Origin of the sequence: Bartonella refiksaydamii, from assembly GCF_902652675.1 — a bacterium.
GTDB lineage: Bacteria > Pseudomonadota > Alphaproteobacteria > Rhizobiales > Rhizobiaceae > Bartonella > Bartonella refiksaydamii.
On the sequence record NZ_LR736308.1, the window covers coordinates 1 to 15816 of the forward strand.

The following is a 15816-nucleotide window of genomic DNA, read 5'->3' on the forward strand; positions in this document are numbered from 1 at the left end:
GTGCTAGTCCTTCTTGTGATATTTTTCTCATTTATTCCTCCATAAAAAAATCCCCGCACAAGGCGGGGCAGATTAACAGACTAAAAATTAACGTCTTTCTTGCTCTTTAAAAACAAAAGAGCAGTGAAACTTTGATTACTAAGTTGGTAGGTGATGGTGTTTCTGAAACTGGTTATTGGTATGGTTGCTTGTGGTGGTAGAAAGGTTTTCTAAAAGAATTCTATGAGAGGTGTTTTTAAAGCCTATGCTTTTGCAAAATATTTAAGTTCTGCGTAGCTAGGGAGATATGTTGTGTATTGTCTTTAAAATAGTCTTAGAGCTTTTAATACTGCTTTAAAATGTGCTGTCTTTGAAAGAACAGTAGCGTTTTTCTTCAATATGGCTTATATTATTTGCATTCTGTAAATTAAAAAAGCAAACAAACTTAATCTATGAGTCTGATGCTTGACTTTCTCCTCATTCTACAGGATGAAGATTCTTACTACTGTTGCTCTGTTGTTGCTCTGTAAACAGTCTGGTTTCTTTCAATTGGTTCTTTGATCACTCATGTGGTTCACTTTATGGCTCTACGGGTAAGTTTTGCTCCGAATATTTAGCATACGCTCTAAAAACACTTAATATGCAAAATTACATGCTTTATACCTGCAAAGCGTGATAGGCTTTCCCTCCGCATATTGGCAAAAACGTTAAAAATTACATCATAAGAGATTTATATTCAGTGATCCTTTTTCTGTGTAATGAAACAGAGAGAGTTTTCTCCTCTGTTGTCACTAAGTTCTTATCAAACCTCTCACGAAGTGTTTCACCTTTTTTATTAACTTTTGCATTTTCAGCCTCTGGATTTGATTCACCATATTCCTTAAGACGTCTTCTACCTTGCGTGTGTTTATAAAAAGTAGCTGGAAGATACGGATCTAACTTATTAGAAGGTAAGGTAAGATTTGTTTTATTTAACACACCGTCGATATTATCCTTGTGCATTCTTGTCAATTTTTCAGACTCAATATGAAGCTTTTTGGCAAGCGCTAAACTGATTATCCCACATTCAGAGGAACTCCGCTGAATATCCATCTCTCCTTTGGATAAATAACATTCAGGCAATTTGTCTTGAATGATTACTTGCATTCTTACTGCTAGCAATAAAGGTATCTCATTATTGATTGTTGCTGGTTCAAAAAATATCAAGGACGTTTTTTCATCAATGGTTCTTTGGTCAAGTACCGCAAAATGGATTCCCCTATCCGTTGTGTTCACTATATATCTGGAGGATTGAACGCCATTATGCATTGCTTCTTTTATTGAGAAAACAAGGTCTTCAGATGTTGTAATAAGTTTAAGATTTAATCCTTGATATTTACGATTTGCTTGGTCTATCAGAGCTGGCATCATTTTAAGATCTGTACTTGCATAATAGTAACTATTTCTGAGCCAGTTTCCATCAGCAATATCACGTTCTAAGCCTGCAATAATATCTTGTAATTCTTCATGACTGAATGGAATCTTTTTTTCTTTTTCGAGGTTGAGCTGTTCTAAATTTGAGGGAAGATTTTCTAATGTTTCATTTGCACTCTCACTTTCTTGCGTTTGTGATGAATTGTGGGCTGTGTTTTTTGAATCTTGTGGTTTCATAATATTCACCTTCGTGTTAAAAGTCGGAGCTAGAATATTATTTTCCACTTTTGGCTAAACAATGTTTGGTATTGGTTTCTTCTTCAAAAAGGAAGAGGGAGGAGAGCGCAGAATCTCTCATAAGAGCGACTTTCAAGTTCAAAACGATAATTTGTTGGCAAAGGATTAAAAATTTAGAGGTGTTTTATATCTTCAAATTTGAAGATGTTGTTTGAAGATGTTGGGAGTGCCATTTAGACGTTTAAATGAATTTTTGTATGTATGGTTTTAGCTTTTTTGATTACAAAAGCCACCTTTTGCCTTACTAGGCAGACTTGTTTGCATTGTTTGTATGCTTCGAATCGAAGAAAAAGCAAATGAATTTGCCCATATGCATAAAGCCGAATGCAACATTTAATGCCTCATGCATATTGGAAAAAAACGTTAAAAAATTACATCATGATAGATTTATATTCAGTGACCCTTTTTCTGTGTTGAGAAACAGAGACAGTTTTCTCCTGTGTTGTTACTAAACTCTTATCAAACCTCTCAGGAAGCGTTTCACCTTTTTTGTTCACTTTTTCATTTCCAGCTTCCGGATTTGATTGCATATATTCCTTAAGACGTCTTTTACTTTGCGTGTGTTTATAAAAAGATGGTGGAAGATATGTATCCAACTTATCAGAAGATAAAGCAGAATCTTTTTTACATAATACGCCGTTAATATTATCTTTGTGCATTCTTGTCAGTTTTTCAGATTCGATATGAAGCTTTTTGGCAAGCGCCAAACTAAACATTCCACATTCAGAGGAGCTTCGTTGAATATCCATTTCCACCATGGAAAAATGACAATGAGGCAATTGATAACTTTCAATGGCCATTTGGGTCCTTAATGCCAGCATTGCTGGATTCATATTATTAAGTGTTGTGGGTTCAAAAAATATCAAAGATGTTTTGTCATCAATAGTTCTCTGATCAATCACCGCAAAATGAATTCCCCTTTCCTTTGTGTTCACTATGTATCTGGAAGCTTCAACTCCATTCTCCACAGCTTCTTTCACTGAGAGGGCAAAGTCTTGAGGTGTCATCGCATATTTAAGTTTCATTTCTGGATATTTACGATTTGCCTGTTCTACTAAGACAGGCATCATTTTAAAATCTGTTTTTGCATAATCGGCTTTGATCCAATTCCCATCAGCAATGTCCTGTTCCAATTTTGTAATAATATCTTTTAATTCTTCACGATTGAATGTTGTATCTTCTTTTTGGACGGCGCTTGTCTCTAAACGTGCAAGAAGACTTTCTAACGATTCATTGGCGCTTTCACTTTCTTGTGTTTGTGATGAAACGTGAGTGGGTGGAGTTGAATCTTGCGGTTTCATAATATTTATCTCCGTATTTATAATCGGTGTTAAATATTATTTTCATATTTTGACTAAACAATGTTTTCCATTGATTTCCATAAGGGATGATGAGGTTCTCTTTTGTGTCGTAGAAATTTTCGTAAGAAGGTTTTTCAGTTTAGATTTATAGGCTTTCTCAAGTCAAAAATCTGAGTGTTTTCTATATCTTCAAAATTTGTAAAATTTTATGAAAAGTTTGTGTGCATAGGCAATTTCATCTTGATGTTTTAAAATAGAAAGCCTTGTGTACTCTTGTGATTTACCACGCTTTATATATTACAGTGGTGATAAGAAATTCTTTTATATTAATTTCCTGCTTTGAAAGACAAAGATTCCTCATTTTTACCAATCTAGCTTGTTTTTTTCAAGAAGATACGACTTGCTGGCTATTTATATGGTTATGACATAACCTCATTGGGCAAGTTCTGTATTCAATATTGCGTTATTAGGGGAGTAGCTTAGGTGGATAGAGCGATTTTGGTTGATTTCATTGGTGCTGGTTAAATTCCTCGAACACGTAACTATGTTTTGCTAATGCGTCAGGTTGGTATTCCAACGATTGCTGTTTATCACTTGGGGATACAAAAGAAAGTCGAAATTAGATAGAAATGTGATTGCATTTTAAAATGCGCAAATGTATTTCACGTCACTATCTTGAAGGACAACGCGATATGATACACTTAATAGATATAATGAAATTTAGGCACAAAAAACCCCTTCCCGCATCCATTATTAAATATGATTTTTCATATATTGTCAACAAAAAATGTAACTTTATGCTTTTTATTTTAGCCAATCTGCTGGTTTGGCAAAACTTAACTAATCCAATTAAGAAGTTTTTTCCGTGGGGGAAAATTGTTCTTTTCCTTTCTTTGGGGTAGGGGAATGCTGCTTGGTAAAGATTAAATGAGGTTTGCTATTTTGATGATGGGGGTCTGGATGTGTGGGTTGTCTGAGGGGGAGTTGGTGGTGATGAGGTTTGGGTATTACGGTTGGCCCGTAGGGCCGTTATTGATGGGAATATTGGTGGTGGGGAGATTTTTTTTAGGGTTTTCAAAGCACGCACGCTTTTAATTTTTCAATAAATTTTGGTGCTGTTGTTCTATAAGTTCCATAATGTAACGCAGCAATGTTAGAGAGGGAGCATACTGGGTCAATATTGACATATGTATGATTTATATTGGGTGCGCATTCTTTCTTTAACCTATTTAACCTTCAAAATGTTTATGAAGTGCATTAAGAATAATCCGTAACGAGCAGACAAGGTAGGGGAGTGGTTGATCTTCTACAACAAGATATTGTAATGCAGCATGAAAGTTATATTGGCGATGCAGATGTTGTGCTTCTTTAATCGCTTCTTTCATGTCTTCATAGCGATTGGTTGCTTTTTGAATCCACTGTTTATGCGCTTTTTCATCTGAGGTGTGTGTAAAGTCATCATAATATCCGCTTGGAAAACCTTTGGCACATAAATAGTCGTTTCTAATTTGTAGGTATTGTTGTGCAGTATCATATTGCTCTTTACTGATGCCTGATGCATTCTGCTTATATCCTTGTAAACAAAGTCGTCCAATATAGGTACCGACAAGCGGATTTTTGGCTTCTTCTATGCTAAGACCAAGGTGTTTCGCACGCATTTCAATTGTAGGCTGAGAAAAAGATAGGGGAGAGTTTTTGGCACGTGAAATACGGCCATTTGGTTCTTTTAGCCTTCTTATTATTTTAGGTCTACCGCGTTTTTTACGTATTTTCATGAATCTACCATTTGAATTTACAAAAAAATTCCCTGTAAGAGAGGGGAAACTGCCTGTTTAAGAGAGGCGGTGTAAAAGCTATTGGAGCAAATACTATAATGGGGGCAATCGGTGGTGGTTGTTGATAAAAAAGCAGGGGATGTGAAATTGACTTTTTATCTCAAGGAAGAGCAACGCTCCTTGGATGGTAAAATCATCTCTGTTGTAAATTTTTCACTACCATTGTTATCTTGCCATTATCACTGCTTATTTTTTCACTAGAAATTTTTGCCTTTTATAGAAATATTTGATGTGTGTTGAGAGCTTAAAGGGCAATTTTTCCAAATGTGGACAAAACACAATAAAATACCATTATGAGTCATGCCGCCATAACGCATGACATTGTGTTTTCTGATGTAGTGTTTTGTTGCTTCTTCTGTTTGAGGAGATTTTGCAGAATTTTTCAACCTTTGTCTCAAAAGCCATTATTCCGCCGTTGGTTGTAGCACCGAGATGCCTGTTGTGCATCACATTATTAAGCATATCTCAATATCCTTTTTAGAGGAAGATTTATCATGTTTTTAACAGAATATAGCTATAAAAACAAGTTTTACCCTTCGTCATTATACCATAACACTGTTTGTTATTTCAAATAAAATGTCGATAATACAATGTGAATGTTCAAATAAATGGTAAAATTATCCGGTAGTGCTCATTTTTCTTAATATTTGATTTTTTAGAAATATCTTTTATAGAGTATAAATATAAATTTTTTTCTCTTCATCTTTGCTGTTTTGTAACAACGCATTTTATCATGAAACTGTTATGAAATTATGAGATGTCATATTGAAAGATGCTGTTTTTATGCGCTCATATTTGTTTGTTAATGTAAATGTATGTGTGACTTGTTTGTGATACGCGCTATACTTTTTGGTGCATTCTTTGAAAGAGGGATTGAAAATTTTCATGAAGGTTGTTAACGATTCTCTTTGTGTATAAAGCTATGTGTATAAAGCTATCAGATATTTATGAGTGTGTGTATTGATACATTGAGGCATGGGAAGCCACTATATTGGTGTTCTGTTGTCATTTGATTTATGCAATTCATGTACTATCGGTATCCGCATTTTTTCTTATTAATGTATAGGGGAGATTCGTTAGGCAGTTTTCATTAAATGCCTCATGAGAGGTGGTTTGTAAAAAAATGAAAAAGCGTGGTAATGTCAGCATGATAAATGATCAGCTACAACCACAAGACAAATTACAGTCACAACGCAAGTTTGCGCAAGAGCATCCAGAGATTGGATCATATTCAGCCTTTAGTAAGAAATCACAGCTCTTTTCTTTGAAAAAATGTATGGAATTTTCAGTAAGAGATTATAGCATAATTTTTTGTATAGCTATGGTTATGTTGATTTTAGCGTCTTTTAACATATTTTCCCTGCCGGTCTTTTTTCTAGGGTTGTTTACTGGAAGAATTTATGGCGGAGGAGGGGGCTTTTTTGACTTTATCGTTTTTTTGCCGACTCTGATCTGGGCATTGTGTATCACATTCTTACCCGTCGTTTTGGTGCTCCATTTCTTTCTCAATCGTAATTTGAAAAGAATGCTTCAGAAATTGGAAACATCATCTACACAACAAAATGGAGGGCAAAAATGATTCTTTTTACAGTATTGTTAGGTATTCTCTTTTCTTTCGGTCTTATTATCATCGCTATTTTAAACAGTATGCTCATTGTTGGAATTTATTACTTTTTTACCAAACGTGTCAGAGCATATCTCAGTTTGGAGAAAGGACTGAACGAGAAGGGTTAAAAAGGTAATACAGAAATAAGCTTCTTATAAAAGGTGTAACAAAAAGATAAAGGGGTAGAGTTCAAAGCTTAACAAAATGTTCTTGCCCCTGTCTTTTAGAGTTTCATGCTTTCAATGAGAGCATTATCTGGGTAAGCGCATTATGTGGGGTCTTTTTCCTTTCTGGTTTATCATTGGAGTTTCAAGAATGGCCATTTTGGCACGCATTCTGAGAGGGCAAGTTGACAAAATGAGAAGCTAGCATTGTTATTATTATTGTGCTAAGAACGAAATTCACATTGGCATATGTTTTTGTAACTGCTTGTTTCGTTTGCTGCTACGCGCAGTGTTGCTTCTTCCGTGAAGAGACCGTACGGCAATTGGAAAAAGCAAATTGACAACAGGACCTCTGTATACGGGGTGATCTGTATACCAAACGCGATCGGGGGAACAGAGTGACGAGTCTTTTTTATCTCATTATTTTATTTTTCCTGTTCTGGATATTCGTGGGTCCTTTATTGATTAAGCCCATTTTTGCTCTCTCACCTTTTTTATCCGGCATGCGAGAGTGTGCTTTATTTATTTTAAAAATTGAGACGCGTAATGAAAGTGTGTGATGGAATGGGCGCCATTGTGAGAAGAATTTTAGGTAGATGCCTCACGGTGGTGAGTGCTGTAGAATATTTAGGAAGTGAGGGGATCTCAGCGTGACTATAGACAAAACACAACACGAATCTTTTCAAAAACAAGATGGTACGGCTTTCGTATCGCAGGGAGAGCTTGATAAAGAATCTAAGCTCCTTTTCTTCAAAAAATGGATGGTTCTCTCACCTAGAGACACTGTTGTCATCTTCTGTTTAGCTGTCATCCTCTTGGTGCTCGTTGTCGCTATAGGCTACTTAAATCCCTTGAGTTTTTTTCACGTAATATCTCAAGAACAGCTTCAAGCAATGGCTCAGGAAAATTTTCAAAAATCGTTTATAGAAAATTTAAAAATTTTTTTTGAGGGGCAGGGTTCGTTGAGTGGAGCGCATCTGGAAGAATTGTGGCGTGCCGCTGGATGGAATGGCGTCTTTGCTTTTATATGTTCCTTGCCAAATACGATTTTTGGATATCTTGTCGGACTCTTTCCTGGCATTTTTATCTTACACATCATGTTGAATCGTGCCTTAAAAGAAATGTTTCAAGAGTTAAAACAATCGGTACTAGAAAAATCATTATCGGAAAAATCGTTTGGGCAACCAGATAAACCGGTTACTCTATAGAAGGCGATAGGGAGAGAGAGATGACTTTTTTGGTAGTGTTGATTGCAGTATTGTCCTTTGCGATAGTGATTATCGCATATAGCATGATTGTTGTTTGTACCTTTACGGTAATTTGTGCAATTTATTACTCTTTTGTTAAGCGTATTAAGCGTCTAAGGGCTTTTTCTCGGATCTTGAAGAAACTCAAAAAGAGCGAGGAGCAGTTTTTGAGCAGTCATGAAAAAGAGATGGCGGGGAAGAATTTAGCATTTGACAGGGAAGTTAGTCCCCTTTCCTTTAGAGAGTCTCTGGTTCTTTCAGGAAAAGATTATAAAAGGCTATTCATTTTCTCTCTTGTTCTATTTGTCATCATATTTGTGCCCTTCCTACTTTCATGCTCAGTGGTGGGAGGAAAGATGCTAAATGGGATGCACAATGGAATGGAGACGGGGCAAGCGATGAAACAGTTGATAGAGACTACCCCTGTGTGGTTTTTCGTTTACTGTGTTACCGGTGTGTTAGTGGCTTTGGTCTTGGCATGTTTTGCCTTCTCTTTACCTGTCATTTTAATACTCTACGGTATACTCAATCAGAGAGTGAAAAAAATGATGAAGAGATTGAAAAAAATTGCAGCAGCAGAGACTAAACCGATAAATCTCAAAATGTGAGAGGGGAAAGAAGTGCTTTATTTTATAGGATATTGGGGTCTTTTCGGACTCATCATCATGGCCATTTTGTTCTTTATGGTTATTGTTGGGCTTCATTATTTTTTCATCAAGCGTGTGAAATTGTATTTTAGCATGCTTAAGGAACTGAAAAAGAGGGAGACATCACCATTGTGCTCTCATGAGGGAAAAATGAAGGGGAAAAATTTAGCATTTGAAACAGAAGAGCCTTACTTTTCATGTACAAAATCTATGGCCTTTGAGCCAAAGGAGTGTAAAACACTCTTTTTCATTGCTGTCATTATTGCGGTTTTACTGGCTGTTGGCAATATAGTGTTCACGGTGGATGGGAAGGGAAATACGAATGCTTTAGTGATGTTGCTGTCGAACATATCAGCGTGTGCTTTTTTCTTCATACCGATCATTGGGCTATTGTGCATGAAATTGACGAGCAAATTGAAAAAAATAATTCAGCTACTGGAAGAAGCAACACAACAACGTGATAAAGTCATCCGTATGCAGAGCGCGATAGGAGAGAGAAATGACAAATAGTTTGGTGGCATTAATGGCTCTCCGTTTTTTGACTGTGACAGTAACGGGCACTTTATTTACGATGGTTGCTTTGGTGTTTCTTTATCTGTTGATCAAGTATGCGAGACTCTATTGCAAAGTGAAAAAGCAATTGAAACGCGTGCTTAAAGAACGTGATACAGTGCTTGAGCAGATATCAAAAAAAGAAAAGCAAAATGAAGCAGAATTTAGTGTTTGATAAAGAACAACTTTTTCTTTCTGTGCAAGATTATAAAAAGGTATTCTATATCTCTACAGTCATGATACTTTTTCCTACGGTCATTTTCTTAGGATTTCTAATGGTGATAGGTGGAGATATCTTTTCCATTATAATGTTGCTGCCACTTGCATGGGTTCTTGTGTGTACCCTTTTATTCTTACCGATTATTTTGGTGCTTCGTATTATTGTGACGTGTAAGTTGAAAAAAATGATTCAACAATTAGAAGAAGAGAGCCAGCAGCAAGAAAAACGGACAGGGATTATCAACCACACTGTGATTGAGGATAAGTGAAGCGTTTTAGAGCATTTCTTGGCTTTCGCTCTTTGTTTTCGTTATTCCCGTAAGCCATTATCCTTGGTTTTTTCTGCAAGGTGGAGTTATTGCCTCTAAGCATGGGAGAGGTATTTTACAACGTGACAAAATCATTGAGAAGCGTGATGAAATGGGTACGACACAGTGTCGGAGCGTTCATGGGGGACAACTAATGGTTTGATCTCGTGAGGAAAAAGTGCGGGAAAGCCTAGTGGAGATTATGATGGTGACGAAGTTTTTATGATGAAGTTTTAACTATAGCGCAACAGCACTTTTAAAAGAGCTTTGGGCGGTTGGTTGAAATTGAGGGAAGAGGTGGTCATTTGGTTTCCACCTTTTTAACGGATTGCGAAGTGTAATTTCTTTGATAATGAGGAAATGAATAAAGATTTTCCGCAATTTGATTTTTGGATTTTTAATTGTGACTGGTCTTCTTGCTGTTGCTTGCTAGGTTTTTGCTGCTTGCCAAACTATCGACCCCTTTAATTCTAGAACTTTGCTAGCGATATAATTGGATTTTGTGGCTAAGGGACTTAAAATTTTTTAAGAAAAATGCGTGCAGGGCACTTAACGCAGGCGCGTGATAAAGCCTTAAAATGGGCAATGAAAGCTGTTGATCTTCGTATAAGTGCTGCGCTTCCAATATGGTCGTTCGCTTTAGGGAAAGGATGAAACCAAGAAGGGTATGATGCGCTGTGATCTTGGGGCTCTTGCGTTGCTTGGTGATGTTGAGACCTTGCTCTCTTATTGAAAAAGCTTTGCACAAGGCAATCGACTTGGCTTTGAGGGAAGCATCTTTGAGGCAACATTGAATAAATTCATCTTGAACGTGTCTGTGGTGTTGGACAAAGAAGTGGTAAGGGTGGAGTAACTCAGTTATGCTTTGCTTGAATGGGTTGTAGAGAGCTTGTCCGTGAAAGTAGTTAGCTACCAGAGTTTTAGAGCTAGAGACTCGCAGTTGTGCAAGTAAATAGAGATTACCATGGGAACTCGTTGAGGAGATGAAATAAGAATTAAGGAAAAAAGATTTCAGGATGTATGATAAGAAAGGGATGTTTGAAGCCAAAAACTGGGAAGATCTTGTTGAGATTTTTTTTACCATAAAAGATGATGCGTTAAGTTTTATGAATATAAAAATTGATTGAGAGAAATCAGTTGTTGAGAAGAACAAAAAGCTCCTTTATACAAGATTACGAAAAGCTTAAATTTGAAGAAAATGAAAGAAATGAGGGGAAATGAAGGGGAAAAATTCAACGCTTGATAAAGAACCGCGCTTTTTTTCGTTCGAAGAAGCATTTCTTTCAGCGAAAAATTATAGAATCATCTTTTACATCTCTGTCATCATTGTGCTGTTTAGAATGGCTTTATTTATTCTAGCCTTTTTAGGATGGCAGATGGCAAAGTGGCAAAATACTGCTCTTGAGACGGTCTATGTATTAGAGGAAATTATAGCGCTGTGTGTTTTGGTCTTCATACCAGTTATGTTGGTGCTTCGCATTATATTGGGGTATTTGTTGGAAAAAAATATTCAGAAACTGGAAGAAGCAATCTACAAACGAAATGATACAAACCGTCTACGAGATGAGTCGTCTAAAGAGTAATTGGGGAAGACATGGATAGTGATCTTATAGTATTGATTATCGTGGGGGGGTTGTTTGTGGCGTTTTTTATTATTTTCATTAACATGCTCATTTTCGCGTTGTATTACTCTGTATTCAAGCGGGCGAGAATGTACTTTCTGTTAAGAAAAGAACTGAAACGCGTTCTTAAATATAACGCAATGTTGGAAGAATCATAAGAGGAAGAATTAGTAGCTCAGCAGATCTCGTGAACAAGAAGTGAAGGAAGAGTTTTGTGAAGATTATGATGATGGTAAAAATTTTACCATGAAAGGTGCAGCAGCGCTTTTAAAGAGCTTGGGATGGTTAGTTGAAATTGGAGAAAGAAGAGATCATTTTGCGACCTATCATTTACCGGTACCAGATAGAGAAGTGCAGATTCTTTCATAATGATGAAAAAGTGAAAGATTTTCCGCAGTTTAATTGTGGACTTTTAATTGTGACTGGTCTTCTTGCCGCTGCTTGTCAGACTATTGACTCTCGCAATTCTAGGTCTTTGTTCGCGATACAACTGGCCTTTGAGGCGAAAGAATTGGAATTTTTGAAGAAAGGGGTGCGTGTGAGGCGCTTAAAGCAGGCGCTTGATGAAGCCTTAAAATGGGTGGTGAAAGCCGTTGATCTTTGTAAAGTGCTTTGTTTCCAATATGCTACTCCACTTTGGGAAAAGGATAAGACTAAAGAGGGTATTATGCTCTGTAGAAACTCGTTGAGGAGATAAAACAAGCATTAAAGCAAAAAGGATTCAAGATGTCTGATGAAGCCGGAGTGTTTGAAGCCAAAAATTGAAGAGATCTTGTTGCGATATTTTTATTATCAAGGAGGGGGAATTAAGAATTATGGGTATAAAAATTGATGCGTTAAGAGAAATCAATTGTCGTGGAAAATGAAAAATCCAGAGAGCAGGAATAGGTTAAAAATTAAGGCAAATGAAGAGTAAAAAAGGGGGAAAAATGAAGGTAAAAAATTCAATACTTGATAAAAAATCGCGTTCTTTTTTGTTCGAAACATTCGTGGTGTTTTCGTTGAAAAATTATAAAATGACGTTGGGTAATTGTCTCATCACGTTTTGCACTTTTTTTATTATGATGGTTTTAGAAGTTTCTGCTTCTGCAACACCTCCATTAGAGACGTTACATGGGGAAAGTTGGGGTGGTGTGGGTTATCTTATTTTTCTTCTTCCAGTTTTAATCTGGGTTTGTCTTTTGATACCTTTACCTATCCTTTGGGGCGTTCAAAGTATTCGGGAACGTAAATTGAAAAAAACAGTCCAGCAAGTGAAAGAAATGGCTGATCTGCAAGATAAATTAGACAAGGTGTAAACGCCATGGCAGGAGCTATTATCCTTATAATACCATTAGTTTTTTTTATGTTTATCAGTATTGTGGTCTTTGCCATTTTTGTTAATATGATTATTGTGGTGCCTTATTATTCATTGATCAAGCGTTTGAGGTTGTATTACAGAGTAAAAGAACAAAGACGCGTGATGAAAGAACATCCGCAGCGTTTTTGTTGTCTTGAAAGCGATGAAAAGAAAAGTAAGTATCAGAATTTAGTACCAGATACATCAATACCACATAAAGGGGCAATACCACATAGAGGGGCGGACCCCTTCTCACTCAAAAAGTTGATGGCGTTTTCTAGAAAAGATTATATCATCATATCCGTCATTTCTCTCAGCATTATGGCTTTCAAAGCTTATGTTTATATAGCTTTCTTTCAACAGCCGAGTCTTATTGTAGATTTAAACAAGGAAAGATTTGGGGTGCTTACTTGTCTTATTTTGCTGCTGACCTTTATTTCGGCATGTGTTCTGATAACGCTCCCTGTTGTTTTGGTACTTCGCGCAATATTAACCTCTCAGTTGAAAAAAAAGCTCCAGCAATTGAAAGAAATAACGCAGCAACAAGATCAATGCATAGAATGCGAAAGGGTGCAAAATGGATAAGATGATTGTAGCTCAGTTTGCAATGATGAAATTTATTTTTCTCCTTGCTCTGGTGGGGGTAATCTTTGATTGTTTCTTAAATGCGGCAGTGGTTGCTTTGTGTTATTCTTTTGTCAAGTGTTGGATACAGTATTCTAAAGTAACGCGACAATTAAGAAAAGCGATGAAAAAGCATAAGCACTTGAAGTGCCATTAAAATTAGCATGTTGTTAAAAATTGCGTCCTTGGAAAAAGGGCTGGGGGAAATGAAGCAAAAAAAAACAGCATTTTATGACATACTGCGCTCTTTTTTCGTGAAAGAGTTTTTTTCTGTGAGAGAGTGTATTGTAATTTTGTCCCTCTCACTTCTCATTGCGCTGTGGAACAAGATTCTCTCTCTCCTATCCTCGGCACAATGGGGGTTGACAGTGGGGCGGGAATTGACAGTGGGGCAGTATAACACTCTTTTTTCTATCCTCGTGCTTTGGGAAGTTATTACAGTGTGTGTTTTTGCCTTGATACCAGTTATGTTAATACTCTGCATAATATTGTGGCGTTTGTTGAAAAAAAATATCAAAAAATTGCAAGAAGTAAAACAGCAACGGGGTAAAATAACTTGTCACCAAGAGGATCGCTATAAAAAGGGCGATAGAGGGAAAATGTACGATATTCTTGTAACAATATTTGCCATAGTGTTTGTGTCGGTGACAATGTGGGTTGCTTTTTTTCCCGTGCTTATTTTAGAACTTTATTATGGCGTCTTTAAGCAGGTGAGAATGTATTGCCGGTTAAGAAAAGAACTGAAAAGCGTGTTGCAAGAACACGACATAGCGTTTGAGAAGTCATGAGAGGGGAAAGAGACAATGATCAAGCAGATTGGGAGTGAAGGTGGTGGAGATAAAGCAGATAGAGATGCAATAGATGGGGATTAGGCAGATGTCTGAGAAGAAAGAGCAAGAAGAGCCCTATGAAGTTTATGATGGTGACAAAATTCTGACCATGGAAAGCGCAACGGCGCTTTTGAAAATCTGGAGTGGTCGGTTGAAATTGAGGGAAAAGGTGATCATTTAGGCACCATTTTCTTGCCAGATGAGAAGTGCAATTTTTCTATAATGACGAAGTTAGTAAAGATTGCTCAAAATTTGATTGTGGGCTTTTAATTATGTTTGGTATTTTTGCCGCTGCTTGCCAGACTATTAATCCTTATAATTCTAAAGTTTGCCAGCTGGTGCATTTGAAGTTTGTGGCTAAAGGACTGGAAATTTTCTAAGAGAGAGTGACAGAGGCTCGTTTAAAGTAGGCACTTGATGAAGCTTTAGAATGAGCGAAGGGGATTTTGGTCTTCATGAAATGCTTCGTTCTCAATATAGTGCTCCACTTTTAGAAAAGGAAACTGTGGATTGGTCGACAGATGAAACCATTGGGGCACCTTATACTTTGCTGCATCTTGCGGCTCTTGCTTTGCTTGGCGATATGGAGACTTTACGCTCTTATCAAAGGAGCTTTGCAGCAGCTGATCGGCTTGGCTTTGCGAGCACTGAAACTACAACTCTTGTTTTTTGAGAAAAATGATTCTTCTGTTATGCTGTAAAATATGACTTTTCATAATGGTGCGTGAAGGCACATTTATTGTGTCTTAAGAAATAAGTTTTCTCTGCGTCTAATTTCCCCCTTCTTTCGTATCAATTAAATGCAGAAGAGTAAAATTGCACCAACCATTCAGGATGGGGCTCGTCTTGTGAGTGTGTACTTATGAAGTAAAACACATTAGTGGCCAAGGGGAATCTTCAAGATAAGTCAATTTGGTAACGGATTGGTGGGGAGTGAAAAAAATTTCACCCTTTAGAGCGATGTGAGGGGGCAAGCGAGAAAAAGACGTTATAGAGGGCAGAAAAAGAGCATTGCTGATAAAAAGCGAAGTACAAACAAGCTCCTGTTTTTGCTGAGGTCTTTTCAATATTTAACTCTGTAATACATCACAATGTGTGTGGGAAGAGTTTAGGAACCGTTAGTTGTCCACTCTCTCTTTCTTAGTAAAAAGCGTACTTTTGAAAAACACGAAACCAGAATGTAAAGACTCAAATACTTAAAGCATTAAATTTTTACCTTTTTTATATAAATTTGCTATTTTGCTACTTCCTTACTATTACTACTTTGTTTTTCTAGTATATCAAATGTATCTACTGTACTGCTTATTGGTTCAAGAAGCTGTAAATCAGTTTCTTCAACAGTATAAGGAGCAACGATATGAGATGGTTGTTTATTTACTATACGATCAGATTCTTGAAGAGCAAGAGATAAAGAACTTGTAATTGCCCCTGCTATGAAAAAATACCTTACATTCATAGTTTTTCTCCTATATTTATTTATGAAAATAAATATCAATATGGATCATATATAAATTCATTTTAAACAACTATAGTAAAAATGCAACAGTCATAAAAAAGAATAAAATTTGTCTATAATTTGACAAAATTTACCCTTATTTGCCTTAATCAATTCTTTCAGAATTTGTTTTATGAATACGTAAAAGGTGAGGTTGAAGGATCTATGTATGTCGTCATATGGATAATGGGTGACAAAAATAGTTGCTGGCAAACTTCTTTTTTAAGCCATGAACGGACTCAAAAAAGCAAAGCATCTTTGAGAGTTAGGAATATCCTGTGAGAGGTGGGGTGCATCCCGTGAGGGTCGGGATGCACTCTGCGAGGTGGGGTGCATCC

At 36.7% G+C, this 15816-nt stretch carries 19 protein-coding genes; 15 read left to right on the forward strand and 4 right to left on the reverse strand.

Features of this window, described 5'->3' with window-relative positions:
- Positions 1-693: 693 nt before the first annotated feature.
- The 3 genes from GQO39_RS06310 to GQO39_RS06320 all read right to left on the reverse strand — a co-directional run bounded on the left by GQO39_RS06310 (position 694) and on the right by GQO39_RS06320 (position 4765).
- Positions 694-1629 carry a YopJ/AvrA family T3SS effector serine/threonine acetyltransferase gene (locus GQO39_RS06310; RefSeq protein WP_156851439.1) on the reverse strand — a complete coding sequence of 312 codons (936 nt, stop codon included), beginning with the start codon at positions 1627-1629 and terminating at the stop codon, positions 694-696.
- A 431-nt stretch (positions 1630-2060) separates the two neighbouring features.
- The gene (locus GQO39_RS06315) at positions 2061-2990 is read right to left on the reverse strand and encodes a YopJ/AvrA family T3SS effector serine/threonine acetyltransferase (protein ID WP_156851440.1); all 930 of its coding nucleotides are present in this window, start codon (positions 2988-2990) and stop codon (positions 2061-2063) included.
- 1229 nt (positions 2991-4219) lie between these two features.
- Positions 4220-4765, reverse strand: coding sequence for a hypothetical protein (locus GQO39_RS06320; RefSeq protein WP_156851441.1), 546 nt, complete (start codon positions 4763-4765; stop codon positions 4220-4222).
- A gap of 1207 nt (positions 4766-5972) precedes the next feature.
- Between GQO39_RS06320 and GQO39_RS06325 the strand changes: the two genes are divergently transcribed.
- From GQO39_RS06325 to GQO39_RS06380, 15 genes are all read left to right on the forward strand, one after another.
- Complete coding sequence (locus GQO39_RS06325; protein WP_156851464.1) at positions 5973-6404, forward strand: hypothetical protein; 432 nt, start codon at positions 5973-5975, stop codon at positions 6402-6404.
- Positions 6401-6559 carry a hypothetical protein gene (locus GQO39_RS08850; protein WP_198039425.1) on the forward strand — a complete coding sequence of 53 codons (159 nt, stop codon included), beginning with the start codon at positions 6401-6403 and terminating at the stop codon, positions 6557-6559. The genes GQO39_RS06325 and GQO39_RS08850 overlap by 4 nt, the downstream gene beginning before the upstream one ends.
- Before the next feature lie 686 nt (positions 6560-7245).
- Positions 7246-7803, forward strand: a complete 558-nt coding sequence (locus tag GQO39_RS06330; protein WP_156851442.1) for a hypothetical protein — start codon at positions 7246-7248, stop codon at positions 7801-7803.
- Positions 7804-7823: 20 nt separating this feature from the next.
- Complete coding sequence (locus GQO39_RS06335; protein ID WP_156851443.1) at positions 7824-8450, forward strand: hypothetical protein; 627 nt, start codon at positions 7824-7826, stop codon at positions 8448-8450.
- 12 nt (positions 8451-8462) lie between these two features.
- Positions 8463-8999, forward strand: coding sequence for a hypothetical protein (locus GQO39_RS06340; protein WP_156851444.1), 537 nt, complete (start codon positions 8463-8465; stop codon positions 8997-8999).
- A complete protein-coding gene (locus GQO39_RS06345; RefSeq protein ID WP_156851445.1) occupies positions 8989-9216 on the forward strand; it encodes a hypothetical protein in 228 nt (75 codons plus the stop codon). Before GQO39_RS06340 ends, GQO39_RS06345 begins: the two co-directional genes overlap by 11 nt.
- The gene (locus tag GQO39_RS06350) at positions 9209-9529 is read left to right on the forward strand and encodes a hypothetical protein (protein ID WP_246668538.1); all 321 of its coding nucleotides are present in this window, start codon (positions 9209-9211) and stop codon (positions 9527-9529) included. The genes GQO39_RS06345 and GQO39_RS06350 overlap by 8 nt, the downstream gene beginning before the upstream one ends.
- A 1256-nt stretch (positions 9530-10785) precedes the next feature.
- A complete protein-coding gene (locus tag GQO39_RS06355; RefSeq protein WP_156851447.1) occupies positions 10786-11151 on the forward strand; it encodes a hypothetical protein in 366 nt (121 codons plus the stop codon).
- Positions 11152-11388: 237 nt separating this feature from the next.
- On the forward strand, positions 11389-11559 hold the full coding sequence (locus GQO39_RS06360; protein WP_198039426.1) for a hypothetical protein: 171 nt from the start codon (positions 11389-11391) through the stop codon (positions 11557-11559).
- 10 nt (positions 11560-11569) lie between these two features.
- Entirely contained in the window at positions 11570-11887 is a 318-nt protein-coding gene (locus GQO39_RS08855) for a hypothetical protein (protein WP_198039427.1), read from the forward strand.
- 232 nt (positions 11888-12119) lie between these two features.
- Positions 12120-12488 carry a hypothetical protein gene (locus GQO39_RS06365; protein WP_156851448.1) on the forward strand — a complete coding sequence of 123 codons (369 nt, stop codon included), beginning with the start codon at positions 12120-12122 and terminating at the stop codon, positions 12486-12488.
- A 5-nt stretch (positions 12489-12493) separates the two neighbouring features.
- Positions 12494-13114 (forward strand): hypothetical protein, encoded by a 621-nt coding sequence (locus GQO39_RS06370; protein ID WP_156851449.1) that lies wholly within the window; start codon positions 12494-12496, stop codon positions 13112-13114.
- A 245-nt stretch (positions 13115-13359) separates the two neighbouring features.
- The gene (locus GQO39_RS06375; protein ID WP_156851450.1) at positions 13360-13941 is read left to right on the forward strand and encodes a hypothetical protein; all 582 of its coding nucleotides are present in this window, start codon (positions 13360-13362) and stop codon (positions 13939-13941) included.
- An 88-nt stretch (positions 13942-14029) separates the two neighbouring features.
- On the forward strand, positions 14030-14164 hold the full coding sequence (locus GQO39_RS09410) for a hypothetical protein (RefSeq protein WP_256375700.1): 135 nt from the start codon (positions 14030-14032) through the stop codon (positions 14162-14164).
- 249 nt (positions 14165-14413) lie between these two features.
- Positions 14414-14656: a DUF6990 domain-containing protein gene (locus GQO39_RS06380; RefSeq protein WP_156851451.1), complete on the forward strand. Its 243-nt coding sequence runs from the start codon at positions 14414-14416 to the stop codon at positions 14654-14656.
- A gap of 561 nt (positions 14657-15217) precedes the next feature.
- Here the strand turns inward: GQO39_RS06380 and GQO39_RS06385 are convergent.
- Complete coding sequence (locus GQO39_RS06385) at positions 15218-15439, reverse strand: hypothetical protein (protein ID WP_156851452.1); 222 nt, start codon at positions 15437-15439, stop codon at positions 15218-15220.
- Between the last annotated feature and the right edge of the window lie 377 nt (positions 15440-15816).

Excerpts from the sequence above, each read along its gene's own strand:
- GQO39_RS06310 (WP_156851439.1), bottom strand. The coding sequence starts at position 1,629 with ATGAAACCACAAGATTCAAAAAACACAGCCCACAATTCATCACAAACG.
- GQO39_RS06315 (WP_156851440.1), bottom strand. The coding sequence starts at position 2,990 with ATGAAACCGCAAGATTCAACTCCACCCACTCACGTTTCATCACAAACA.
- GQO39_RS06320 (WP_156851441.1), bottom strand. The coding sequence starts at position 4,765 with ATGAAAATACGTAAAAAACGCGGTAGACCTAAAATAATAAGAAGGCTA.
- GQO39_RS06325 (WP_156851464.1), top strand. The coding sequence starts at position 5,973 with ATGATAAATGATCAGCTACAACCACAAGACAAATTACAGTCACAACGC.
- GQO39_RS08850 (WP_198039425.1), top strand. The coding sequence starts at position 6,401 with ATGATTCTTTTTACAGTATTGTTAGGTATTCTCTTTTCTTTCGGTCTT.
- GQO39_RS06335 (WP_156851443.1), top strand. The coding sequence starts at position 7,824 with ATGACTTTTTTGGTAGTGTTGATTGCAGTATTGTCCTTTGCGATAGTG.
- GQO39_RS06345 (WP_156851445.1), top strand. The coding sequence starts at position 8,989 with ATGACAAATAGTTTGGTGGCATTAATGGCTCTCCGTTTTTTGACTGTG.
- GQO39_RS06355 (WP_156851447.1), top strand. The coding sequence starts at position 10,786 with ATGAAGGGGAAAAATTCAACGCTTGATAAAGAACCGCGCTTTTTTTCG.
- GQO39_RS06365 (WP_156851448.1), top strand. The coding sequence starts at position 12,120 with ATGAAGGTAAAAAATTCAATACTTGATAAAAAATCGCGTTCTTTTTTG.
- GQO39_RS06370 (WP_156851449.1), top strand. The coding sequence starts at position 12,494 with ATGGCAGGAGCTATTATCCTTATAATACCATTAGTTTTTTTTATGTTT.
- GQO39_RS06375 (WP_156851450.1), top strand. The coding sequence starts at position 13,360 with ATGAAGCAAAAAAAAACAGCATTTTATGACATACTGCGCTCTTTTTTC.
- GQO39_RS09410 (WP_256375700.1), top strand. The coding sequence starts at position 14,030 with ATGTCTGAGAAGAAAGAGCAAGAAGAGCCCTATGAAGTTTATGATGGT.
- GQO39_RS06380 (WP_156851451.1), top strand. The coding sequence starts at position 14,414 with ATGAGCGAAGGGGATTTTGGTCTTCATGAAATGCTTCGTTCTCAATAT.
- GQO39_RS06385 (WP_156851452.1), bottom strand. The coding sequence starts at position 15,439 with ATGAATGTAAGGTATTTTTTCATAGCAGGGGCAATTACAAGTTCTTTA.